Origin of the sequence: Streptomyces sp. H39-C1 (assembly GCF_027158125.1) — a bacterium.
In the GTDB taxonomy this organism is placed as follows: Bacteria; Actinomycetota; Actinomycetes; order Streptomycetales; family Streptomycetaceae; genus Actinacidiphila; species Actinacidiphila fildesensis.
On sequence record NZ_JAPVLS010000001.1, the window covers coordinates 22536 to 45036 of the forward strand.

The 22501-nt window shown below is 72.1% G+C and carries 19 protein-coding genes; 11 read left to right on the forward strand and 8 right to left on the reverse strand.

What is annotated here, in order from left to right; genetic code table 11:
• Positions 1-10 precede the first annotated feature (10 nt).
• The 3 genes from serS (at position 11) to pdxR (ending at position 3599) form a co-directional block, all read left to right on the forward strand.
• Positions 11-1288, forward strand: a complete 1278-nt coding sequence (serS, locus tag O3W51_RS00120; RefSeq protein WP_138351110.1) for a serine--tRNA ligase — start codon at positions 11-13, stop codon at positions 1286-1288.
• Positions 1285-2103, forward strand: coding sequence for an HAD family hydrolase (locus O3W51_RS00125; protein ID WP_138351111.1), 819 nt, complete (start codon positions 1285-1287; stop codon positions 2101-2103). The genes serS and O3W51_RS00125 overlap by 4 nt, the downstream gene beginning before the upstream one ends.
• A gap of 161 nt (positions 2104-2264) precedes the next feature.
• Positions 2265-3599 carry a MocR-like pyridoxine biosynthesis transcription factor PdxR gene (pdxR, locus tag O3W51_RS00130; RefSeq protein WP_138351329.1) on the forward strand — a complete coding sequence of 445 codons (1335 nt, stop codon included), beginning with the start codon at positions 2265-2267 and terminating at the stop codon, positions 3597-3599.
• On the opposite strand, the gene O3W51_RS00135 is transcribed toward pdxR, so the two are convergent.
• Positions 3544-4305 carry a rhomboid-like protein gene (locus tag O3W51_RS00135; RefSeq protein ID WP_187144943.1) on the reverse strand — a complete coding sequence of 254 codons (762 nt, stop codon included), beginning with the start codon at positions 4303-4305 and terminating at the stop codon, positions 3544-3546. The two genes, pdxR and O3W51_RS00135, sit on opposite strands and share 56 nt — an antisense overlap.
• An 82-nt stretch (positions 4306-4387) precedes the next feature.
• Positions 4388-5008, reverse strand: a complete 621-nt coding sequence (locus O3W51_RS00140; protein ID WP_138351112.1) for a YceI family protein — start codon at positions 5006-5008, stop codon at positions 4388-4390.
• A gap of 114 nt (positions 5009-5122) precedes the next feature.
• On the opposite strand from O3W51_RS00140, the gene O3W51_RS00145 reads away from it, so the two are divergent.
• Positions 5123-5833: a FadR/GntR family transcriptional regulator gene (locus O3W51_RS00145; RefSeq protein WP_138351113.1), complete on the forward strand. Its 711-nt coding sequence runs from the start codon at positions 5123-5125 to the stop codon at positions 5831-5833.
• Between the two features lie 35 nt (positions 5834-5868).
• Positions 5869-7125 carry a CynX/NimT family MFS transporter gene (locus O3W51_RS00150; protein ID WP_381584505.1) on the forward strand — a complete coding sequence of 419 codons (1257 nt, stop codon included), beginning with the start codon at positions 5869-5871 and terminating at the stop codon, positions 7123-7125.
• Positions 7126-7162: 37 nt separating this feature from the next.
• Here O3W51_RS00150 and O3W51_RS00155 read toward each other — a convergent pair whose 3' ends face one another.
• The 4 genes from O3W51_RS00155 to O3W51_RS00170 are packed head-to-tail and all read right to left on the reverse strand — an operon-like array spanning position 7163 to position 10790.
• The gene (locus O3W51_RS00155; protein ID WP_138351114.1) at positions 7163-7882 is read right to left on the reverse strand and encodes an ABC transporter permease; all 720 of its coding nucleotides are present in this window, start codon (positions 7880-7882) and stop codon (positions 7163-7165) included.
• A gap of 31 nt (positions 7883-7913) precedes the next feature.
• Positions 7914-8831, reverse strand: coding sequence for an ABC transporter ATP-binding protein (locus O3W51_RS00160; protein ID WP_138351115.1), 918 nt, complete (start codon positions 8829-8831; stop codon positions 7914-7916).
• Entirely contained in the window at positions 8828-9766 is a 939-nt protein-coding gene (locus O3W51_RS00165; protein WP_138351116.1) for an ABC transporter permease subunit, read from the reverse strand. The genes O3W51_RS00160 and O3W51_RS00165 overlap by 4 nt, the downstream gene beginning before the upstream one ends.
• A complete protein-coding gene (locus O3W51_RS00170) occupies positions 9756-10790 on the reverse strand; it encodes an ABC transporter ATP-binding protein (RefSeq protein WP_381584722.1) in 1035 nt (344 codons plus the stop codon). The genes O3W51_RS00165 and O3W51_RS00170 overlap by 11 nt, the downstream gene beginning before the upstream one ends.
• Positions 10791-11063: 273 nt before the next feature.
• Here O3W51_RS00170 and O3W51_RS00175 point away from each other — a divergent pair, with 273 nt between their 5' ends.
• The 6 genes from O3W51_RS00175 (at position 11064) to O3W51_RS00200 (ending at position 17123) form a co-directional block, all read left to right on the forward strand.
• Complete coding sequence (locus tag O3W51_RS00175) at positions 11064-11933, forward strand: M24 family metallopeptidase (RefSeq protein ID WP_198357229.1); 870 nt, start codon at positions 11064-11066, stop codon at positions 11931-11933.
• Positions 11930-13732 carry an SDR family oxidoreductase gene (locus tag O3W51_RS00180; protein ID WP_269282676.1) on the forward strand — a complete coding sequence of 601 codons (1803 nt, stop codon included), beginning with the start codon at positions 11930-11932 and terminating at the stop codon, positions 13730-13732. The genes O3W51_RS00175 and O3W51_RS00180 overlap by 4 nt, the downstream gene beginning before the upstream one ends.
• 75 nt (positions 13733-13807) lie before the next feature.
• Positions 13808-14701 carry a metal-dependent hydrolase gene (locus O3W51_RS00185; RefSeq protein ID WP_269282679.1) on the forward strand — a complete coding sequence of 298 codons (894 nt, stop codon included), beginning with the start codon at positions 13808-13810 and terminating at the stop codon, positions 14699-14701.
• A 16-nt stretch (positions 14702-14717) separates the two neighbouring features.
• A complete protein-coding gene (locus tag O3W51_RS00190) occupies positions 14718-15695 on the forward strand; it encodes a MerR family transcriptional regulator (protein ID WP_138351121.1) in 978 nt (325 codons plus the stop codon).
• A gap of 8 nt (positions 15696-15703) precedes the next feature.
• Complete coding sequence (locus tag O3W51_RS00195) at positions 15704-16153, forward strand: hypothetical protein (protein WP_138351122.1); 450 nt, start codon at positions 15704-15706, stop codon at positions 16151-16153.
• 112 nt (positions 16154-16265) lie between these two features.
• Entirely contained in the window at positions 16266-17123 is an 858-nt protein-coding gene (locus O3W51_RS00200; protein ID WP_381584511.1) for a Cof-type HAD-IIB family hydrolase, read from the forward strand.
• A 47-nt stretch (positions 17124-17170) separates the two neighbouring features.
• Here the strand turns inward: O3W51_RS00200 and O3W51_RS00205 are convergent, their stop codons facing one another.
• Both O3W51_RS00205 and cydD read right to left on the reverse strand, forming a co-directional pair.
• On the reverse strand, positions 17171-18886 hold the full coding sequence (locus O3W51_RS00205) for a sensor histidine kinase (protein ID WP_138351124.1): 1716 nt from the start codon (positions 18884-18886) through the stop codon (positions 17171-17173).
• 37 nt (positions 18887-18923) lie between these two features.
• Entirely contained in the window at positions 18924-22436 is a 3513-nt protein-coding gene (cydD, locus tag O3W51_RS00210) for a thiol reductant ABC exporter subunit CydD (protein WP_138351125.1), read from the reverse strand.
• Positions 22437-22501: the final 65 nt, after the last annotated feature.

Genomic DNA, 22501 nt, shown 5'->3' on the forward strand with positions numbered 1-22501 from the left:
GCCTGTAGCCGTGATTGACCTTCGCCTGCTTCGTGAGGACCCCGACCGTGTGCGCGCCTCCCAGCGCGCCCGTGGAGAGGACGTCGCGCTCGTCGACGCCCTCCTCTCCGCCGACGAGCGGCGCAGGTCGTCCAGTCATCGCTTCGACGAACTGCGCGCCGAGCAGCGCCAGCTCGGCAAGCTCATCCCCAAGGCCCAGGGGGACGAGAAGGCCGAACTCCTGAAGAAGACCGGCGTGCTCTCGGCCGCGGTCAAGGCCGCGGACGCGGAGCAGAACGAGGCCGCGCAGGAGGCCCAGAGCCTGCTGCTCAAGCTCGGCAACCTCGTGCACCCGGACGCGCCGATCGGCGGCGAGGAGGACTTCGTCGTCCTCGAGCAGCTCGGTGCGCCGCGCGACTTCGCCGCCGAGGGCTTCGAGCCCAAGGACCACCTGGAACTGGGCGAGATCCTCGGCGCCATCGACGTGGACCGCGGCGCCAAGGTCTCCGGCTCGCGCTTCTACTACCTGACGGGCGTCGGCGCGCTGCTGGAGCTGGCCCTGGTCAACGCGGCGATCGCGCAGGCCACCGCGGCCGGCTTCGTCCCGATCCTGACCCCGACCCTCGTCAAGCCCGCGGCCATGGCCGGCACCGGCTACCTCGGCCAGGTCGACGACGACGTGTACTACCTGGAGAAGGACGACCTGTACCTGGTCGGCACCTCCGAGGTCCCGCTCGCCGCGTACCACATGGACGAGATCATCGACGCGGCCAAGCTGCCGCTGCGGTACGCGGGCTTCTCGCCCTGCTACCGCCGCGAGGCCGGGTCGTACGGCAAGGACACCCGCGGCATCATCCGGGTGCACCAGTTCGACAAGGTCGAGATGTTCGTCTACACCACGCCGGAGGACGCCGAGGCCGAGCACCAGCGGCTCCTGGAGTGGGAGAAGCAGTGGCTCACCGCCCTGGAACTGCCGTTCCAGGTGATCGAGCTGGCCTCGGGCGACCTGGGCTCCTCGGCGTCGCGCAAGTTCGACTGCGAGGCGTGGATCCCGACCCAGGGCAAGTACCGCGAGCTGACCTCGACGTCGAACACCACCGAGTTCCAGTCCCGCAGGCTGTCGATCCGGCTGCGTGACGAGAACGGCACCCGCCCGCTCGCCACGCTCAACGGCACGCTGTGCGCCGTACCGCGCACCATCGTGGCGATCCTGGAGAACCACCAGCAGGCCGACGGCTCGGTCCGGGTCCCGGAGATCCTGCGCCCGTACCTGGGCGGCCGTGAGTTCCTGGAGCCGGTCAGCAAGTGAGCTCCTCCGCGCCCCTCCCGTACCGGCTGATCGCCACCGACCTGGACGGCACGCTGCTGCGCAGCGACCACACCGTCTCGGAACGGTCGCGGACGGCGCTCGCCGCGGCCACCGCGGCGGGCGCCGCGCACATCGTCGTCACCGGCCGTTCCGTGCCCTGGGCCCGGCACATCCTGGACGACCTGGGCTACGAGGGCCTGGCGGTGTGCGGGCAGGGCGCGCAGGTCTACCACGCGGGTGAACACCGGCTGCTGACGTCCGTGACGCTGGACCGCCAGCTCGCCGGACTCGCGCTGGCCAAGATCGAGGCCGAGATCGGCCCGCTCTTCCTGGCCGCGAGCCGGGACGGCCTGGACGGCGAGGTCCTGATCGGCGCGGGGTACCAGCACAACCCCGAGCTGCCGGTCATCCACATGCAGGACGACAGCGAGCTGTGGAGCGCCCCGCTCAACAAGCTCTACCTCCAGCACCCGGGCCTGGGTGACGACGGTCTGGCCCGGGTCGCACGCGAGGTCGCGGGCGATCTGGTCGGGGTGACGATGGCCGGCGAGGGCATCGTCGAACTGCTGCCGCTCGGCCTCAGCAAGGCCACCGGCCTCTCCATCGCCGCCCGCCGGCTGGGCCTGACGGCCGCCGACACCATCGCCTTCGGCGACATGCCGAACGATCTGCCGATGTTCGCGTGGGCCGCGCACGGCGTCGCGATGGCCAACGCGCACGACGAACTGAAGGCCGTCGCGGACGAGGTCACCACCTCGAACGACGAGGACGGCATCGCGGTCGTCCTGGAACGGCTCTTCGCCATCACCTCCTAGGGCGACCGGGAGTAGCGTGCGTTCCCATGACGGTTCGCAGGGTCAATCCGGCGGGTGGGGATGCGCGTGCGGCTGACGGTGCGGGGCCGGGTCCCGACGGGTCCATCGGCAGCGATCTCCATCTGGAGCTGACCGGCCCCGGCGGCCGGCGCGCCTCGCTGATGCGGGCGCTACGCGAGGCGATCCGCACCGGCCGGCTCACCCCCGGCACCCGGCTGCCGCCCTACCGCTCGCTCTCCGCCGACCTCGGCATCGCCCGCAACACCGTGGCGGAGGCGTACGCCGAACTCGTCGCCGAGGGGTGGCTCACCGCCCGCCAGGGCTCCGGCACCCGCGTCGCGCCGCGCACCGCGCCACCGAAGCCGAACCCGGCCCCCGCCGTCGCCGCACCCTCCCCGCGCACCGCGCGGCCCGCGTACAACCTGCTGCAGGGCCAGCCCGACGCCGGCAGCTTCCCCCGCGCCGCCTGGCTCACCTCCGCCCGCCGCGCGCTGACCGCCGCGCCCACCGAGGCGTTCGGTCCCGGTGACCCGCACGGCCGCCCCGAGCTGCGCGAGGCGCTGGCCGAGTACCTCGCCCGCGCCCGCGGGGTGCGTACCGACCCCGCCAGGGTCGTCGTCTGCTCGGGCTTCGCCCATGGTCTGCGGCTGCTGGTCCAGGTGCTGCGCGGCCCGATGGCCGTCGAGGCGTACGGGCTGGCCTTCCACCGCGGCATCCTGGCGGCGGCCCGGATGCGTACGGTGCCGCTGGCCGTCGACGCGGAGGGCGCACGGACCAGGGATCTGGCGGCGAGCGGCGCGAAGTCCGTGCTGCTCACCCCCGCCCATCAGTTCCCGACCGGCGGTCCGCTCGGCCCGGATCGGCGGGCGGCCGTCGTCGACTGGGCCAGGACGACGGGCGGCATCGTCCTGGAGGACGACTACGACGGGGAATTCCGTTACGACCGGCAGCCGGTCGGCGCGGTGCAGGGCCTCGAACCCGAACGCGTCGTCTACCTCGGATCGGTCAGCAAGAGCCTGTCACCGGCGGTGCGGCTGGGCTGGATGGTGCTTCCGGGACCGCTCGTGGAACAGGTGGTGGCGGCCAAGGGCGAGCGGGAGGCCACGGCCGGCGCCCTGGACCAGCTGACCCTCGCGGATTTCATCGCCTCCGGCGCGTACGACCGCCATGTTCGCCGGATGCGGCAGCACTACCGCCTGCGGCGCGACCAGCTCGTCGCCGCGCTGGCCGAGCGCGCCCCGCACATCGGCGTCTCCGGCGTCGCGGCCGGGCTGCACGCCGTGCTGGAACTTCCGCCCGGCACCGAGAGCGCCGCGGTCCGTGCCGCGGCGCGGCACGGTCTCGTCCTGGACGGCCTGGCCGGATACCGGCATCCCGACAGCGCGATGGATGTGCAGGACGGGCTGGTCGTCGGCTACGGCACGCCGTCCGACCATGCGTTCAGCGGCGCTCTGGAAGCGCTGTGCCGGGCGCTTCCGCCGGCCGGCGGTCGCTGACCGGCCGACGGCCGTTACGGGGCTCCGGCCGGTGCGGGCCGTCCGGCTTCCGCGCGGTCGGCGTCAGCCCGTAGCAGGCCAGGCCGATGAGAACGGCCGTGAGATGCCCGAGGTCGGTGAAGGTGCGGCTGGTGAGGACGGGCACGGTGAAGAACGTCAGGATCCCCAGCAGATAGCCCCACCGCCAGGGACGCGGCACCAGGTACGTCAGCACGCCGACGACACCGGCCATCCCGTAGCTGACCCCGACGTCGACGGTGTGGGCGAGGGAACGCGGCAGCCGGTCGTAATGGATGCCGAACAGTACGGCCTTCTGGCTGACGAGCGTGGCCCCGATGTGCGCGGTGGCGACGACGACGAGCCAGCGCCAGGTGCCCATCCAGCGTTCGGCGGGCGCGTGGATCAGCTCGTAGAAGACGAAGTAGATGGCGAAGCCGGACGGGGTCGCCACCCACAGGGCACTGGCGAGCAGCACCCGGACCGGGTGCTGCCGCAGTTCGATGAGGTTGGTGCTGACGTGGTGCAGCAGGTACGCCCGCACGTGGGGTGACACGACGGCGACCACACAGGTCGTGATCGTCAGGATCAGCAGCCAGATGTGGGTCCCGGGGGAGGAACGCACCCAGGAAGCGCCAAAGCGCCCCACACCCTGGAGGGTGATGCGGCGGCGCTCGACGGGGATCGGGGTGTCCTGCTCTGCGGCCATCCCCCACATCATCTGTCAGGGCCGGCTGACCCGGCCAATCGCGTTTCGGACGTTCTTGATCGCGCACACCCGGCAGGGGGTGTCAGGCGCCCTTGATGGCGGAGATGTCGAAGCGCAGCTTGACCTGCTCGCCGATGAGGACGCCACCGGTCTCCAGGGCGGCGTTGTAGTTCAGGCCCCAGTCGGTGCGGTCGATCTTCGCGGTGCCCTCGAAGCCGACGCGCTCGTTGCCGTACAGGTCCTTGGCGGAGCCGTTGTAGGCGAGGTCGAGCGTGACCGGGCGGGTGGTGCCCTTGATGGTGAGGTCGCCCGTCATGCGGTACGAGTCCTCGCCGAGGCGCTCGGCGTCGGTGGAGCGGAAGGTGATCTCCGGGAAGGCCGGGGCGTCGAAGAAGTCACCGGTGCGCAGGTGCTCGTCGCGCTGGGCCTGGTTGGTGTCGATGCTGGCGACCTTGATGACCAGCTCGGCGGTGGACAGGTGCGGGTTGCTGCCGTCGAGGTGCAGCGCGCCCTCGTACTCGGCGAACTGGCCGCGGACGGTGGTGACCATCGCGTGCCGGACGGAGAAGCCGATCTCGCTGTGGGTCGGGTCGACGGTGTACTCGCCGGTGAGGTGCGAGAGGTCGCCGGCGGCGGGGCCGGTCGCCACGGCGACGCCCGCGGTGCTGCCCGTGGTGGTCTTGGTGCGGTTGAAGAGTCCCATGATGTGCTCCTTACGAGTAGTTCAACGTTCAACTTCATTCACCATAACTCCATTCCATTTAACTTTCAACAACCTCACTCGAATGAGTCACGGATGCAGTTGTAGGATGACCGGATGACACTCCACGCAGCCGACCGCAGATCCCTGGTCGACACCGTCGTCGAGCAGCTCCGCGAGCAGCTCGCCGCCGGTACCTGGCAGGTCGGGATGCGCATTCCGACCGAGCACGAGCTCGCCGACCTGCTCGGCGTGGGCCGCAACACGGTCCGCGAGGCGGTCCGGGTGCTCGCGCACGCCGGCCAGCTGGAGTCACGGCAGGGCCAGGGCACCTACGTGATCTCCCGGGCCGACCCCGCCGCCGTGCTCCTGGGCATGCGCAGGGCCGGTATCCGCGACGTGCTGGAGCTGCGGATCGCGATGGAGGCGGAAGGCGCCCGGCTGGCCGCCGCCCGGCGGACGCCGGAGGACCTGGAGCGGATGCGCTCCGCGCTCGGCAGCGTGCACGACCACGGCGCGGAACTGACCGGTGGGGCGCAGGCCGACGACGACGTCCGCTTCCACCAGTACGTCGTGGAGGCCGCGCACAATGCCGCGCTGACCGAGGTCTACCGCTACTTCAGCTCCTCGGTCCGCGAGACACTCCTCGCCGCGGTCGGCGACAGCGACATGCCGCCGATCGACCTGGCGGCGCACACCGCGCTGGTCGACGCCATCGAGGCAGGGGACCCGCAGGCCGCCGACAGCGCCGCGCGGGCGCTGCTGCGGGAGCCGCTGCGTGCGGTCGAAGCCCTCCTCGCCGCGGCACCGGACCACCCGACCAGCTGAATCACCTCGCCACCACCCTTGGAAAGGGGCCCGCCTTGGCACGTCCGACCGCCACCGTCCCGCTCGTCGACGCGGAGCCCGGCCACCCGTCCGGGTCGCCCCGGCTGCTCTCCCACCCCGTACTGCTGCTGGCCGGCATCGTGCTGGCCTCGCTCAACATGCGGGGCGCGCTGGCCAGCATGGCGCCGCTGGTCGGCGACGTCAGCGCGCACTACGGGCTCTCCTCGACGGTGAGCAGCCTGGTCACGTCGGTGCCGGTGCTCTTCCTGGGGCTCGGCTCGATGGTCGCGCCCCGGCTGTCGCAGCGGTTCGGCACCGAACAGGTGCTGTTCGCCGCGCTGGCGGCGCTGGCTGCCGGGATCGTGGTGCGGTCGCTGTCCTCGGTCGTGGCACTGTTCGCCGGCAGCATCCTGCTGGGAACGGCGATAGCCCTGCTGAACGTGCTGATGCCCGGCCTGATCAAGCGCGACTTCCCGCACCGGGCCGCGAGCATGACCTCGCTCTACACCTGCGCGATGGTCATCGGCGCGTCGACGGCCGCCGGGGTGTCCGTCCCCCTGGAGAAGTCGTTCGGCGGCAGCTGGCAGGCCGCCCTGGCGTTCTGGGCCCTCCCGGCGGCCGTCGCCGCGGCGGTCTGGTTCCCGCAGGTGGTGCTGTCCCGCAGGACCCGTTTCGCCGCGGCCGCCGCTCCCCGGACGAACAGCCCGGTTCCGGTCCGGGACGCCGGGCTCCGGCGGGTGCCGCTGGCCTGGCAGGTCACCTGCTTCATGGGCCTGCAGTCGCTGCTCGTCTACGTCGTCATCGCGTGGATGCCGACGATCCTCACCGACCACGGAATGAGCAAGGGCACCGCGGGGGTCGTCTTCGCCGTCAGCAACCTGATCCAGGTGGTGGGCGCGTTCGTCTTCCCGCTGCTCGCGGGCCGGATGCGCAACCAGGGTCCGCTGGTGGCCGTCGCCGTGAGTCTGACCGCCGCCGGATACGTCGGGCTCCTGGTGGACCCGGTCGGCGGCGCCTGGGCGTGGGCCGCCCTGCTCGGCGTCGGCCAGGGCGGCGCCGTCGGGCTGGCGCTGACGATGATCGTGCTCCGCAGCCGGGACGCGTTCACCGCCGCACGGCTGTCGGGCATGGCCCAGGGCGTCGGCTATCTGCTCGCCGCCGCCGGACCGCTGGCGGCCGGCGCGCTCTACCAGAGCAGCGGCGGCTGGACCGCCCCGATCGTGCTGATGCTGCTGCTGTGCGGCGCGCAGCTCGCCGCGGGACTGGGCGCGGGCAGGGACCGCAAGGTCTGACCCCCGGCCCCCGCCCCTCCCGTCCGTCGATGCCCGGCTACTCCTCGCCCGCCAGGGTCAGCGAGCGCAGCCGCTGCGCGGCGAACCAGGTGGCGGCGACGGTCACCGCGACGAGCAGGACGATCGCGACCGGGAGCCCGACGTCGGACTGCACGATGTCGCCGCCCCCGATCTTCTGCGCCAGTGCCAGCGACCACTGCTGGACGCTGAGGGTGCGGGCGCCCGGGACGAGGTTGCCGATGAGGGATTCCCAGACCAGCGCGTAGACGAGCCCCGCCACCACGGCGTGCCGGGTGACGACGCCCAGCAGCAGGAAGACCGCGGCGTAGGCGATCGACGCGACGGCCGCGGCGATGCCGTAGGCGACCGCGAGCTGCTGGCTGTTGCCGTTCAGGATGTAACCGGCGATGAAGGTCGGGATGGCCGAGAACGCCATGGCGACGCCGATCGCGACGGTCAGTTTCGTCAGGATGATCGACGGCCGCTTCAGCGGCTTGGCCAGCAGATAGACGATCGAGCCGTCGTCGATCTCCGGCGCGATGGCGCCGGTACCGGCGATGACGCCGATCAGCGGCACCATCGTCGCGAGCGCGAAGCCGCCCAGCAGGTCGCTGGTGACGTTGTCGTCCACACCGGCCAGGGCGCGCACGGCGACGGAGATGACGATCAGCAGCGCGGGCAGCGCGAAGAGGATGAGTGCGCGGCGCCTGCCGAGCAGCGCCCGGAAGGTGAGCCGGGCCACGGTGGGGTTGTACATCGCTGTGGGCTCCTTAAGGCCGTTGGGCCGCTTACGCCGTGACCAGGTAGGAGAAGACGCTCTCCAGGGACTCGTCGGACGGCGAGACCGTGTACAGCCGGATGCCGTGTTCGCGGGCGACGCGCGGCAGCAGTTCCGTGAAGCCGGAGAAGTCGATCGCCTGGATGCGCAGCGCCTTCTCGGACCAGTCGAGTTCGATCGCGGCCGTCGACGCGTCCGCGATGAGCGCGGCGGCCAGCTGCCGGTCGTCGCTGGACCGTACGAGGTAGCGGTGCGGGCGGTCCGTCATCAGGCGGCGGATCTTGCGGAAGTCACCGGAGGCGGCATGCCGGCCGGCCACCACGACCTCGATGTGGCTCGCGAGCTGCTCGACCTCCTCCAGGATGTGCGAGGAGAACAGCACGGTGCGGCCGTCGGCGCCCATCTGCCGGAGCAGGTCCATGAGATGGAGCCGCTGGCGCGGGTCCATGCCGTTGAAGGGCTCGTCGAGCAGGAGCACCGACGGGTCGTGGACGAGAGCCGAGGCCATCTTCACGCGCTGCCGCATGCCCTTGGAGTACGTGTCGATCTTGCGGTCCTGCGCGTACGCCATCTCGACGGTCGCCAGCGCCCGGTGGGCGGCGGCGCCGGGGTCCGGCAGTCCGTGCAGCTCGGCGTTGGCGAGGACGAACTCCGCGCCGGTGAGGAAGTCGTACATCCCCTCCCGCTCGGGCACGATCCCGATGTGGTGGTACACCTCCTCGTTCCGCCAGATCCGCGTGCCGTCGAGGGTGACGGAGCCGGTGGACGGGGCGAGGAAGCCGGCCATCATGTTGATGAGCGTGGACTTTCCCGCGCCGTTCGGGCCGAGCAGGCCCGTCACGCCGGGGCCGATCGACATGGTGACGTCGTTGACCGCCACCACGTTGCCGAACCAGCGCGAGACGTTGTCGATGGTGATCGTCGTCACGAGAGTCCGACCTTCCGGTAGCGGCGCATCAGCAGGCCGAAGCAGCCGGCGATCACGGCGAGGAGCACGAGCAGGTAGACGATGCCCGCGAAGGCATTGGGCGGGCCGTAGTTGCCCGGGTTCGAGACGGTGGCGCCGAGCCACCAGGACTGTGCGCCGTCCAGCAGGCTGATCGGGGAGAAGAGGCCGAACCAGCCCTCCGCGTCGAAGTTGCCCTGGCTGTAGGCGACGCCCTGGACCGCGCTGACCGCGCCGTACGAGATGGCGATGACCGCGATGATCGCGGCGACGCCGAAGCCGCGGCGCGGCGTGATGGCGGCGATGACCATGCCGATGCCCGCCAGCAGCAGGGAGAGCAGGAGAGCGGCCACGATTCCCTTCCCGAATCCGGCTGTCTGGGAGGCGAAGCCGAACTTCGCCAGCAGCCCGCCGACGTAGAGGATGACCAGCGGCACCGCGGTGAGGATGAACAGCGCGGCCGTCATCGCCGCGAACTTGGCGGCGACGTAGTCGATGCGCTCGATGGGGCGCGAGAAGTACAGCGGTGTCGTCTTGAACCGCAGGTCGCGGGAGACGGACTGCGGGGCCTGGGCCGCGACGAAGAGCGCGATGACCATCTGCAGGAAGATCGTGTACTGCATGTACTGCATGGGCAGCTTGGTCATCTTCGTGCCGATGGCGACCGCGACGATGATCAGCGCCGGAGCGCACATCGCGGCGAACAGCAGCATCGGCAGCACCTTGGACTTCGCCGACCGGCCGAGGCCGTAGGCGCCGCGCAGGCTCTGCGAGAAGAGCGAGACGCGGGCGTAGCCGCGGCCGAGGCGCGGGCCGTCGTAGTGCCGGTAGCCGATGTTGTGGATGACATCGGCGCTGCGCTGGGCCTCCGGCGATGCGGGGGCGGGTACGGGTGCGGGAACGGTGTCAGGCTGCATCTCGGCTGCCTCCCTTCTTCGGTCGGCTGCCGGTGGCGCCTGCGGTCTCGAGGACGTCGGAGTCGTCGTCCGTCGCGTCGTCCGTCGCGTCGTCCGTGCTGAAGACTTCCGCGATCCGGTGCCGTCGCTGTTCCATCCGGACCAGGCCCAGGCCGAGTTCGGCGACCGCGTCCCGGATGAGGTCGTAGGTGGCCTCGCCGTCCATCTCGACCAGCAGGATGTGCCCGATGTTCGCGCCGCCGGATCCAGGGCCTTCGCCCTGCACCGAGACCCCGAGTGCGGTCAGCGCCACGCGCAGCGCGTCGGTGCCGTGCGGGTGCCGGTCGGTGTCGGTGACCTCGACCGCGAGCGAGGCGGTGGCCTGCGTGAAGTCGCTGGTGGAGGAGGAGCGCAGCAGCTTTCCGCCGTCGATGACGACGACGTGGTCGCTGATGCGTTCCAGCTCGCCGAGAAGGTGCGAGGTGACCAGGACGGAGATGCCGAAGTCGCTGTGGACCCGGCGGATCAGTCCGAGCATCTCGTCGCGGCCCGCCGGGTCCAGGCCGTTGGTCGGCTCGTCGAGGAGGACCAGCTTCGGATCGTGCACGAGTGCCTGCGCCAGCTTGACGCGCTGCTTCATGCCCGTGGAGTAGCCGCCCATGGCGCGGTACCGCTCCTCGTACAGCCCGACGTGGCGCAGGGTGTCGGCGGTGCGCTCGCGGGCCGCGGCGGGCGGCAGCCCGGACATCCGCGCCATGTGGACGACGAACTCGGTCGCCGACACATCGGGCGGCAGGCAGTCGTGTTCGGGCATGTACCCGACGAGACTGCGGATGGCCGCGCCTTCGGTGGCCACATCGAGTCCGAGCACGGCGGCACGGCCCTCGGTGGCCGGGGACAGACCCAGCAGAATCTTGATCAGGGTCGACTTGCCGGCCCCGTTGGCACCAACCAGCCCGGTCACGCCGGGGGTGATGTCCACGGAGAGCCGGTCCAGGGCGGTCACCCTTGGGTACCGCTTGCTCAGGCTTTCGGTCACGATCACAGTCACGTTGTCGACGGTAGTGGCGCGGACCACATCGGAGCGTCCCCCTCCGGGGCCCCATCGGGGTAGTCCTGCGGGCTGACCTCCCGTAGGGGATGTCCTCCGAGCGCGGGACGGATGTCAGGGTCATGGCGGTCCGGGACAGCGGTGGCCCGGAGTTTTCCACAGGCGGTGCGGGCACTCTTGACCCTGCCATGAAGTGATGTCACATTCATCGATGTCAGGGTTGGCGCATGCCGTGCTGGGTGCCGTACTGAGGGGTGGGCGGTAGTGATGAGTCATCCATCGGACGGGTCGGACGTACTGGACGGTTCGGACGGGCGGGGCGGGAATCCGGACGGGCTGGACGGGTTCCGGGAGGTGCAGCGGCTGGCGTACGCGTGCGCCGAGGCGGTCGCGGCGCAGCTGAAACCGGGCGTGACCGAGCGGGAGGCCGCCCGCATGATGCGGGAGTGGCTGCGCGAGCGGGGCGTGCGGGACTGGTTCCATCTGCCGTTCGCCTGGTTCGGGGACCGGACGGCCTTCACCGGCTTCAAGGTGCCGCTGCAGTTCTTCCCCACGCAGCGCCGGCTGGAGCCGGGGATGCCCTTCATCCTGGACACCGCCCCGATCTACAAGGGGTACACCGCCGACATCGGGTACTCCGGCTGCCTCGGCCTCAACCCGGTCCATGACCGGCTGCTGGCTGATCTGCGCGAGCACCGTGAGCTGATCCTGCGTGAGGTGCGCGAGCGCCGCTCGCTGCGGGCGATCTACGAGGACGTGGACCAGCTGATGGCGAAGCAGGGGTACGCCAACCGCCACCGCGCCTATCCGTTCGGCGTCATAGCGCACAAGGTCGACCGCGTGCGGGAGCGGCGCTGGTCCCCGCAGATCGCCGGCTTCGGCATCCAGAGCCTCAAGGGGCTGGCGAAGGACGCGCTGCACGGCCACCGGGACGGCTGGTCCCCGCTGTGGAGCCCGTACCGGATGTCCGACCACCCGCCGCAGCCCGGACTGTGGGCGGTCGAGCCCCATCTCGGATTCCGCGGGACCGGGGCGAAGTTCGAGGAGATCCTCGTGGTCACCGCGACGGACGCGTACTGGCTGGACGACGAACTGCCGCATGTGAAGCGGTGGAAGGAAGCGGGGCTGGCCGTATGAGCCGGGACGGCGCGGGAGACGGGACCGGGAACGGCAGCGGGCCGGGGGCGGCGCGCGAACGCCGGGTGGCGGGGGACGGGGTGGAGCTGTGCGTCGCCGAGTACGGGGACGCGTCGCTGCCCACCGTGGTGCTGCTGCACGGCTACCCCGACAGCAAGGAGGTCTGGTCCCAGGTCGCCGACCGGCTCGCGGACCGCTTCCATGTGGTGCTCTACGACGTGCGCGGCCACGGCCGCTCGACGGCGCCGGAACCGCTGCGCGGCGGCTTCCGGCTGGAGAAGCTGACCGACGACTTCCTGGCCGTCGCGGACGCCGTCAGCCCGGAACGGCCGGTCCACCTCGTCGGCCACGACTGGGGCTCGGTCCAGGGCTGGGAGTTCGCCACGGTGGGGCGGACCGAGGGCCGGATCGCCACCTTCACCTCCATCTCCGGCCCCTCCCTCGACCACTTCGGCCACTGGATCAAGCAGCGCGTCGCACGGCCCACCCCGCGCCGGCTCGCCCAGCTCCTCGGCCAGGGCGCCAAGTCCTGGTACGTGTACGCCCTGCACACCCCCGTGCTGCCGGAGCTGGCCTGGCGCGGAGTGCTCGGCAGGCAGTGGCCCAAGCTGCTCGCCCGCGCCGAGAAGATCTCCTCGGCGGACTACCCGACGGCCTCGCTGCCCGAGGACGCCGCGCACGGCGCGTGGCTCTACCGGGACAACGTCAGGGACCGGCTGCGCGCGCCGCGCGCGGACGCCTACGCCCATGTGCCGGTGCAGCTGATCACCCCGACCGGTGACCCGTTCCTGTCGGAGAAGCTCTACGACGAGCTGGAGCAGTGGGTCCCCGACCTGCGGCGCCGCACCATTCCGACCAAGCACTGGGTGCCGCGCACCCGCCCGGATCAGATCGCCCAGTGGATCGGTGAGTTCGTGACGTCCAACGAAGAGGGCCGTCCGGCCCGGAAGACCCCGGAGAAGCCCGGCCCGGCCGGTGAGCGGTTCGCAGGCCAGCTGGTGCTGGTGACCGGCGCCGGCAGCGGCATCGGACGAGCCACCGCCTTCGCCTTCGCCGAGGCGGGGGCACGGATCATCGCGGTGGACCGGGACGCGGAGTCCGCGGCCCGCACCGCGGAACTGGCCCGGCTGATCGGCGCGCCGAGCGCCTGGGCCGAGACCGTGGACGTCTCCGACGAGCAGGCCATGGAGAAGCTCGCGGAGAAGACCGCCACCGAGTACGGCGTGCCCGACGTCGTCGTCAACAACGCCGGTATCGGTCTGGCCGGTTCCTTCCTCGACACCACCACCGAGGACTGGAAGCGGGTGCTGGACGTGAACCTGTGGGGTGTCATCCACGGCTGCCGGCTCTTCGCCCGGCAGATGGTCGACCGCGGCCAGGGCGGCCATATCGTCAACACCGCCTCGGCCGCCGCCTTCCAGCCGTCGCGCGCGCTGCCCGCGTACAGCACCTCCAAAGCGGCCGTGCTGATGCTCAGCGAATGCCTGCGCGCCGAACTGGCCCCGCACGACATCGGGGTGAGCGCCATCTGCCCCGGCATCGTCAACACCAACATCACCTCGACCACCCGCTTCGCCGGGGTCACCGACGCGGAGCAGGAGCGGCGCCGCGCCAGGTCGTCCCGGCTGTACGGGCTGCGCAACTACCCGCCGGAGAAGGTCGCCGAGGCGATCGTGCGCGCGGTGATGCGCAACTCCGCCGTCGTCCCCGTCACCCCTGAGGCGCGCGGCGCCCGGCTGCTGGGCCGACTGTCCCCCAGGGCGCTGCGCGGCCTGGCCCGTCTCGACCCGCCGCTGTAAGCCCCGGCGAGTCGCCGCACACCTCGGTAAGCCCCCGTTAAGCCCCGGTAGGCCCTGTAAGGAGGTCACGACACCATGAGCTACGCGATCAAACCGCGCCGGGTCTCGTTCGACTGGAAGCGGACGCCGCTGCACTGGATCCCGGACGAGCCGACCGCGACCCATGTCATCAATGTGCTGCACCTGCTGCTCCCCGCCGGGGAGAGGTGGTTCGTCAAGGTCTTCAAGGAAGCCCTGCCCCTGGTCACGGACGAGGAACTGCTCAAGGACGTCAAGGGGTTCATGGGCCAGGAGGCCACCCACAGCGTGCAGCACGCCTACGTCCTGGAGCATCTGGCCGAGCAGAACCTCGACACCGACCGCTACACCCGGCATGTGGAGTGGATGTTCGACGTCCTCCTAGGGGAGAAGCCGCCGTTCGGCTCACCGATACCGAGGGCCAAGTGGCTGAAGTTCCGGCTCTCGCTCATCGCCGCGATCGAGCACTTCACGGCGGTGCTCGGGGACTGGATCCTGGCCGCCGAAGCGCTGGACGATGCCGGCACCGACGAGGTGATGCTGGATCTGCTGCGCTGGCACGGCGCCGAGGAGGTCGAGCACCGGGCCGTCGCCTTCGACATGTACCAGCACGTCGCCGGGGAGGGGCTGCCCCGCTATCTGCGCCGCGCGGAGGGCATGGTCATCGCCTGGCCGGCGCTCGCCTATCTCTGGGTGACCGGGGCCCGCTACCTGATGCGGCACGATCCGCAGCTGCCGCACGGCAGGTACCGCTTCCGCGACCACCGCGCGGCGGCCGCCAAGGGGCTGCTGCCCTCCTGGGCCGCGCTGAACATGGCCATGCCCAGATACCTCCGGCGGTCGTACCATCCGTCACAGGAGGGGTCTCTGCGCAGGGCTGTCGAGTACCTGGCGAGTTCCCCGGCGGCACGGATCGCGGCGGGCGCGATAGGCCGCGCGGCCGCCTCGTGAGTCCAGGGAGGACCGTTTGACCGTCTCCGCCGAGCATCGCGCCTACCGGATCGAGGACCTGGCCCACTTCAGCGGCGCCACGGTCCGGACGATCCGGGGCTACCAGGACCGCGGGCTGCTGCCGAAACCTGAACGCCGGGGCCGGGCCAATGTGTACGACGACACGCACCTGGCCCGGCTGCGGCAGATCGCCGACCTCCTGGAGCGCGGCTACACGCTGGCCAGCATCAAGGAGTTGCTGGAGGCGTGGGACGCGGGCACCGGGCTCGGCGGGGTCCTCGGCCTGGTCAACGAGGTGGACCGGCCCTGGTCCGACGAGACTCCGGCGCGGATCACCCGCGCCGAGCTGACCGAGGCGTTCGGCGGGGTCCCCGACCAGGCCGCGATCATCGACGCCCTGGACCTGGGGGTGCTGGAGACGGTCCCCGGCAGCGAGGACGAGTTCCTCGTCCCCAGTCCCCAGGAACTGGCGGTCGCCGCCGAGCTCTACGCGGCGGGCGTCCCGCTGACCGCGATCACCGGTCATCTGCGGGAGCTGCGGATCCAGGTCGAGTACATCTCGGAGCGGTTTCTGCAGTTCACCACCGAGCATGTCTTCCAGCGCTATCTGGACCATCCGCCCACCGACGCGGAGGCCGCGGAGGCGGCGTCCCTCGTCCGGCGGCTGCGGCCGCTCGCCCAGCAGACCATCGACGCGGAACTGGCCCGCGCGATGCGCATGATGGCCACCGAGCAGGTCAGACGGCACCTCGGCGATCTCGCGGCGGACGTGCCGCCCCCGGCGGAGCCGGCCCACGTCCCGGTCTCGCTGCCGACGGACACGGTGGGCGCCGTCCGCGAGCTGGTCGGCCGCCGCAACGTCCCGGCCTTCATCGCCGCCGCCGCCGAACGGGAAGTGCGGGCCCGCACCATGGACACCCTGGCCGGCCTCCCCTCCGAGGACGGCCCGCGGACGGACGGCCCGCAGACCGGCGGCCCGAACGGCCAGGGATGATCATTTCCATGAGCCACCAGCAGCTGCCCACCACCCAGGCCGCCGTCACCGCCGTACGCGAGATCGCGCGGCGGGAGAACCTGGAGATCAGGGTCACCGACGACATCGGCGCCGACCGGTCCGCACGCCGCAGCGGGGCGGGCGCGTTCTCCGTCGCCGATCCGGACGGTTCGCTGCCGCACGAGGCCTACGTCGAACTCGGTGGATCACCCGCGGTGGAGATCGAGCTGTACTCCGAGGGCGACGCAAAGATCATCGTCGACGGGGTGGAGTTCCACGATGTGCCGCGTGACAGCGTCCCCGCGTTCCTGGACTCGGTGTACCGCGGCCTGGTGCGGGTGAAGACCCGGTTTCTGCAGCGCTGGCTGATCGTGTCGCTTCCCGGCGACGAGACCTATCGGGAGCTGGTCCCCGGCACGAACTTCTCACCGTGGCTGGCCCGCCAGGTCGGCCGCTGACCGGACCGCACGAGCCGCTCGTGCCATGGGGGGCCTGCCGCGGCCGTCCGCGGGCGCGGCGCGCCCGTACCTGTGTACGGGTGTCGTGGCCGTATACGGGAGGATGGGGGGTGTGACCTCAGCCCCCGAGCATCCCCAGTCCCCGGACGCCCGCCCGTCGGCCCGCACGCCCCGGCTGATCGCCACCGACCTCGACGGCACGCTGCTGCGTGACGACAAGACGGTCTCGGCCCGGACGATCGCCGCGCTCGCGGACGCCGAAGCGGCCGGTATCGAGGTCTTCTTCGTCACCGGGCGGCCGGCCCGCTGGATGAACGTCGTCGCCGAGCACACCGCCCGGCACGGGATGGCGATCTGCGCGAACGGCGCCGCCGTCTACGACCTGCACCGCAGCACGCTGCTCGCCGCGTACCCGCTCGACACGAAGGACGCTCTCACGGTCGTGGACGCGCTGCGCGCGGCCGTCCCCGGCACGACCTTCGCCGTGGAACGGACGAACGGCTTCTCGTACGAGCCCGCGTACCCGCCGTACGCCCCGATGCCCGACGCGGTGATCGCGCCCGCCGAGGAACTGCTCGCCGACAACGGCGCACCGGTACTGAAACTGCTGGCCAAGCACCCGGACGCCGACCCGGACGCGTTCCTCGCCATGGCGCTGAGCGCCGCCGGGGAGCACGGCGAGATCACCCGCTCCAGCGCGTCCGCGCTGCTGGAGATCAGCGGCCCGGGGGTCAGCAAGGCCACCACCCTCGCCCGGTGCTGCGCGGAGCGCGGTGTGTCGGCCGATGAGGTCGTCGCGTTCGGCGACATGCCGAACGACCTGGCGATGCTCAGCTGGGCGGGCACCTCGTACGCGGTCGCGAACGCGCACCCCGCGGTCCTGGCCGCCACCACACACCGCACCACCGCCAACGAGGACGACGGCGTCGCCCGGATCATCGAGCGGATCCTGGCGGCCCGCAGCAACTGAACCGGCAGGACGGACCCGACGGCACGGAACTCACGGGACAGCCGCCGTTACAGCGGCGCCTCCCAGACGACCGTCGTCCCCACGCCGTCCGGCCCCGGCCCGAAACGGCTCGACCCGCCGAGGGCCTCCGCCCGGCGCGCCAGATTGCTCAGTCCGCTGCGGCGGCCGTCCTCCGGGATGCCCACCCCGTCGTCGGTGACCGTCAGCCGCACTCCGGTCACACCGTCCCCGTCCGCGTCGCCGTCACCGCCGCCCCCGGCGTCGCCCGGAAGGGTGACCGTCGCGTCGATCACCACGTCGATCCGGCTCGCGCCCGCGTGCCGGAAGGCGTTCGACAGCACCTCCCGCAGTGCGGCGATCAGGTTCTTCACGGTCAGCTCACCGACCAGCGCGTCCACCGCCCCGACGAACCGCACGGACGGCTGGAAGCCCAGCGGTACGGCCGCCGTGCCGATCTCCCGCAGCACCCGCGTCCGCAGGCCGGCCGGCGCGTCGGCGGGGGCCTGCTGGAGCGCGAAGATCGCGGTGCGCACCTCCTGGATAGTGGCGTCCAGTTCGTCGACGGCCTTGCCGATCCCGTCCCGCACCTGCGGGACCACCGAGCGGCGCTGGGCGCCCTGCAGCATCAGACCGGTCGCGAACAGCCGCTGGATGACGAGGTCGTGCAGGTCACGGGCGATCCGGTCGCGGTCCTCGTAGACCGCCAGCCGCTCCCGGTCGCGCTGAACGTCGGCCAGCAGCAGCGCCAGCGCGGCCTGCGCGGCGAACTGGGTGGCCAGCGTGCGCTCCACCTCGGTGAAAAGCTTGCCGCCGCGTTCGCGCGGCAGCGCGAGCGTGCCGATCACCCGGCCGTTGCTCTTGAGCGGAAGCATCATGCTGGGCCCGAACCGGGGCGCCAGATGCGTGGTCATCCGCACGTCCATGGAGGAGTCGTCGACGAAGACCGGCTCCCCGTTCAGCAGCAGTTCGGCGACCGGGCTCGCCGCCTCGATGACGGTGCCGAGCATCCCGGCCGGTTCGTCCGCGGAGACCGCGACGACCTCCAGACCGCCCTCCGCGGTCGGCAGCAGCACCAGCCCGGCGGCGGCCTCGGCCAGCTTGCGGGCCTGCTCGGCGACGACGTCCAGCGCGTCCTCGGCCGCGTCGCCCGTCAGCAGTGCGGTGGTGAGGGCGGCCGAGCCGTTGATCCAGCGCTCGCGCTGACGGGTCGCCTCGTACAGCCGCGCGTTGCCGAGCGCGATCCCCGCCTCGGTGGCCAGGATCCGCACCACATGCAGATCCTCCTCGGTGAACTCACCGCCACCGCGCTTCTCGGTCAGGTACAGGTTTCCGAAGACCTCGGTGTGGACGCGGATCGGCACCCCGAGAAAGGCGTGCATCGGGGGGTGGTCCGGCGGGGCCCCCGACGACCGCGGGTCCTTCGTCAGGTCGGCCAGCCGCAACGGCACCGGATGGCGGATGAGCTCGCCGAGCAACCCCGTACGGCCGTCCGGGAGGGCGCCGATGCGGTCGGCGTCCTCCTCGGCGATGCCGTGGGTGACGAAGTCGGCGAGGCCGGTGCCGTCGGCGTTGAGCACACCGAGCGCCGCGTAGCGGGCGGAGGCCAGTTCGGCGGCCGTCTCGACGATCCTGCGCAGCGTCGTGTGCAGCTCGAGGCCGGTACCGACGGAGACGACGGCCTCCAGCAGCTCGGGCAGGCGCACGGTGATCTGGGAGGCCATGCCCTGGAAGCTGAGAGTGGTCGGCGCACTGTCGTCTGCCATGTCCCTCAGCGTATTTGGTCCGCTTTGTCCCCGCCGGTCAGACCGTTACCAGGCCCACCGCGTCCGTCGTTCCGGCCGCGTCCGCCGCCAGGTCCGCGGCGCGCTCCCGTTCGAGGGTGCGGCGGAACGGTCCTTCGACGGCGGCCAGCTCCGCGTACGTACCGCGCTGCACGACGCGGCCCCGGTCGAGGACGACGATCTCGTCGACGGCGTCCCCGGCCAGGCCCGCCAGCCGGTGCGTGATCAGCACGGTCGTACGGCCCCGGGTGGCGTCGAGCAGATCCGCGGTGAGCGCGTCCGCGGTCGGCAGGTCCAGGTGCTCGGCCGGCTCGTCGAGCACCAGGACGGGGAAGTCGGCGAGCAGCGCGCGGGCCAGCGCGAGGCGCTGGCGTTGCCCGCCGGACAGCCGGGCCCCGTGCTCGCCGACGAGCGTGTCCAGGTCCGCGTCCAGCCGGGCCGCGGCAAGGGCCGCGCGCAGCGCGTCGTCATCGGCGGCCGGGCGCGCCAGCCGCAGGTTCTCGCGGACCGAGCTGTCGAAGACATGCGCGTCCTGCGCGCACAGACCGACCAGCCGGCGTACCTCGTCGCCGTCCAGCGCGGCCGCTTCGGTACCGGCGAGAGCGTACGAACCGCTCTCCGCGTCGAGGAAGCGCAGCAGCACCTGCGCCAGGGTCGTCTTGCCCGCACCCGACGGGCCGACCACCGCGATCCTGCGGCCCTGCGTCAGTTCGAGGTCCAGCCCGGCCAGCGCGGGCCGGTCCTGGCCCGGGTAGCGGGCCGTCAGATCCCGGACGACCAGCGGGAACGGCAGCGCCGGCGGCTCGGCCGGCCGCTCCGGCTCCCGGACCGGATCCGGCGCGTCCAGCACCTCGTGCACCCGCAGCGCCGCCGCCCGGCTGCGCTGCCGGTACTGCGCCGCGAGCGGCATCCCCGTGACCGCTTCGAACGCGGCGAGCGGGGTGAGCACCACGACCGCCAGGGCGACCCCGTCGAGCCGGCCGTCCCGTACCGCCTGGATCCCGGCGTAAGCACAGGCCACCACCGTCAGACCGCACACCAGTGCGGCCAGTCCGGCGCCCAGCGCGGTCGTCGCGGCGGACCGGGCGGCGATCCGGGTGAGGATGCGGTCGGAGCGCGCGGCGCGCTCCCGCCGGCCCGGCAGCGCGCCCGCCACGGTCAGCTCGGCGGTACCGGTCAGGAGGTCCACGACCTGCGTCGACAGCTCGCCCTTCGCCGGCGCGAGCCGCCGCTCGGCCCGCCGCGACAGGACGGCGGACAGCGCCGGGACACCCGCGCCCGCGATCAGCAGACCGGCCGCCAGCGCCACGCCCGCCTCGGGCAGCAGCCAGCCGGTGAACGCCGCCGACGCGACACAGACACCCGCCGCAGCACCGGCGGGCAGCAGCCAGCGCAGGAAGTAGTCCTGCAGTCCGTCGACGTCCGCGACCAGCCGGGAGAGCAGATCGCCCCGCCGCGTCTCCCGCAGGCCCGCCGGCGCGAGCCGTTCGATCCGCCGGTAGACGGCCACCCGCAGATCCGCGAGCGAACGGAAGACCGCGTCGTGCGACACCAGCCGCTCCGCGTAGCGGAACACCGCCCGCCCGATCCCGAACGTCCGCGTCGCCGTGACCGCGACCATCAGATACAGCACCGGCGGCTGCTGCGACGCCCGGCTGATCAGCCATCCGGACGTCGCCATCAGACCCACCGCGGACCCGAGCGCCAGCGCCCCCAACAGCAGCGCCAGCGCGAAGCGTCCGCGCAACGGCCCCGCCATCCGGCGCACCCGCCGCAGCGGACGTCCCCCATCGGCGGCGGGCGACGCGTCCACGGGCAGGACGGGCGACGTGGTCGACGTGCCGGCCGACAGCGGTCCCTGACGGGCTGCCAGGGGACTCCGGTCTCTGACGGCGGTCACCTCGACCGCCGCGGGCCGCAGCCGGATCGTGCGGTCGGCCACCGCGAGCAGGGCCGGCCGGTGGACGACGAGCAGGACAGTGCGGCCCACCGCCAGCTGGCGGACGGCGGCCACCACGGCCGCCTCGGTGTCACCGTCGAGGTTGGCGGTCGGCTCGTCGAGCAGCAGCAGCGGACGGTCGGCCAGGAAGGCGCGGGCGAGGGCGAGCCGTTGGCGCTGCCCTGCGGAGATTCCGGAGCCGCCCTCACCGAGCGGAGTGTCCAGGCCGGCGAAGTCGAGGGCGCCCGCGTCACGGAGGGCGGCCCGCACCTGCTCGTCGGTGGCATCCGGCCGGGCCAGGCGGACGTTCTCGGCGACGGTCCCGGCGAAGAGATGCGGCCGCTGCGGGACCCAGGCGATCTGCCGGTGCCAGCTCCTGGGGTCGAGAGACGCCAGATCGGTGCCGTCGACCAGGATCCGGCCGCCGGACGGCTGCGCGAAGCCGAGCAGCGCGGCCAGCAGCGTGGTCTTGCCGACACCGCTGGGACCGACGACGGCGACCGTCTCACCGGGGGAGACAGTGAAGGAGACCTCGGAGAGCGAGGGCCGCTCGCGGCCTTCGTGGTGCACCGTCAGACCGTCCACGGTGATGACCGCGTGCCGCAGATCGGGGGCGGGCAGCGTCCCGGCGGTGGCCGGAGCCGTCTCCAGGACGGCGAAGACCTCGTCCGCGGCGGCCAGCCCCTCGGCGGCCGCGTGGTACTGCGCGCCCACCTGCCGCAGCGGCAGATACGCCTCGGGCGCGAGCACCAGGACGACGAGCCCGGTGTAGAGGTCCAGATCCCCGTGGACCAGCCGCATGCCGATGCCCACGGCGACCAGCGCCACGGAGATCGTCGCGAGGAGTTCCAGGGCGAACGACGACAGGAACGCGATCCGCAGCGTCCGCATGGTCGCGCGCCGGTACTCGTCGGTGATGGTGCGGATGGACTCGGCCTGCGCCTTGGCCCGGCCGAAGACCTTCAGGGTGGGAAGGCCGCCGACGACGTCCAGGAAGTGCCCGGACAGCCGTGCGAGCAGCCGCCACTGACGGTTCATCCGGTCCTGGGTGGCCCAGCCGATCAGCGCCATGAACAGCGGGATGAGGGGGAGGGTCAGCGCGATGGTGAGCGCCGAGACCCAGTCCGAGGTGACGATCCGGGCCAGCACCACGACCGGTACGACCACGGCCAGTCCGAGCTGCGGCACATAGCGGGCGAAGTAGTCGTCGAGCGCGTCGACCCCGCGGGTGGCGAGCGTGGTGAGTTCGCCGGTGCGCTGGGTGGAGAGCCAGGACGGGCCCAGGGCGGTGGCCCGTTCCAGCAGCCGGCCGCGCAGTTCCGACTTGACGGCCGCGCTGGCGCGGTGCGCGCACAGCTCGGTCAGCCAGGCGACGATCCCGCGGCCGGCCGCGACGGCGGCGAGCAGCAGCAGCGGAGTGCGCAGCTCGCCGGCGTCGAGACCGTGCTGGAATCCGCCGACCACGATCTCGGCGATGAGCATCGCCTGGGCGACGACCAGCCCCGCCCCGGCCAGGCCGAGGGCCACGGACGCCACGAGGAAGACGCGGCTGGCGCGGGCGTACCGGAGCAGACGCGGATCGACTGGTTTCACGTGGAACATTCCCTTCGGCGAAGAGCTCGGCCGGCCGCAACGGGCCCCGGACCCTGTCTGACCGT

Bases quoted from the DNA above. Each gene is read 5' to 3' on its own strand.
- pdxR (WP_138351329.1), top strand. From the start codon at position 2,265: ATGCGGGCGCTACGCGAGGCGATCCGCACCGGCCGGCTCACCCCCGGC.
- O3W51_RS00135 (WP_187144943.1), bottom strand. From the start codon at position 4,305: ATGGCCGCAGAGCAGGACACCCCGATCCCCGTCGAGCGCCGCCGCATC.
- O3W51_RS00140 (WP_138351112.1), bottom strand. From the start codon at position 5,008: ATGGGACTCTTCAACCGCACCAAGACCACCACGGGCAGCACCGCGGGC.
- O3W51_RS00145 (WP_138351113.1), top strand. From the start codon at position 5,123: ATGACACTCCACGCAGCCGACCGCAGATCCCTGGTCGACACCGTCGTC.
- O3W51_RS00155 (WP_138351114.1), bottom strand. From the start codon at position 7,882: ATGTACAACCCCACCGTGGCCCGGCTCACCTTCCGGGCGCTGCTCGGC.
- O3W51_RS00165 (WP_138351116.1), bottom strand. From the start codon at position 9,766: ATGCAGCCTGACACCGTTCCCGCACCCGTACCCGCCCCCGCATCGCCG.
- O3W51_RS00175 (WP_198357229.1), top strand. From the start codon at position 11,064: ATGAGTCATCCATCGGACGGGTCGGACGTACTGGACGGTTCGGACGGG.
- O3W51_RS00180 (WP_269282676.1), top strand. From the start codon at position 11,930: ATGAGCCGGGACGGCGCGGGAGACGGGACCGGGAACGGCAGCGGGCCG.
- O3W51_RS00185 (WP_269282679.1), top strand. From the start codon at position 13,808: ATGAGCTACGCGATCAAACCGCGCCGGGTCTCGTTCGACTGGAAGCGG.
- O3W51_RS00195 (WP_138351122.1), top strand. From the start codon at position 15,704: ATGAGCCACCAGCAGCTGCCCACCACCCAGGCCGCCGTCACCGCCGTA.
- O3W51_RS00205 (WP_138351124.1), bottom strand. From the start codon at position 18,886: ATGGCAGACGACAGTGCGCCGACCACTCTCAGCTTCCAGGGCATGGCC.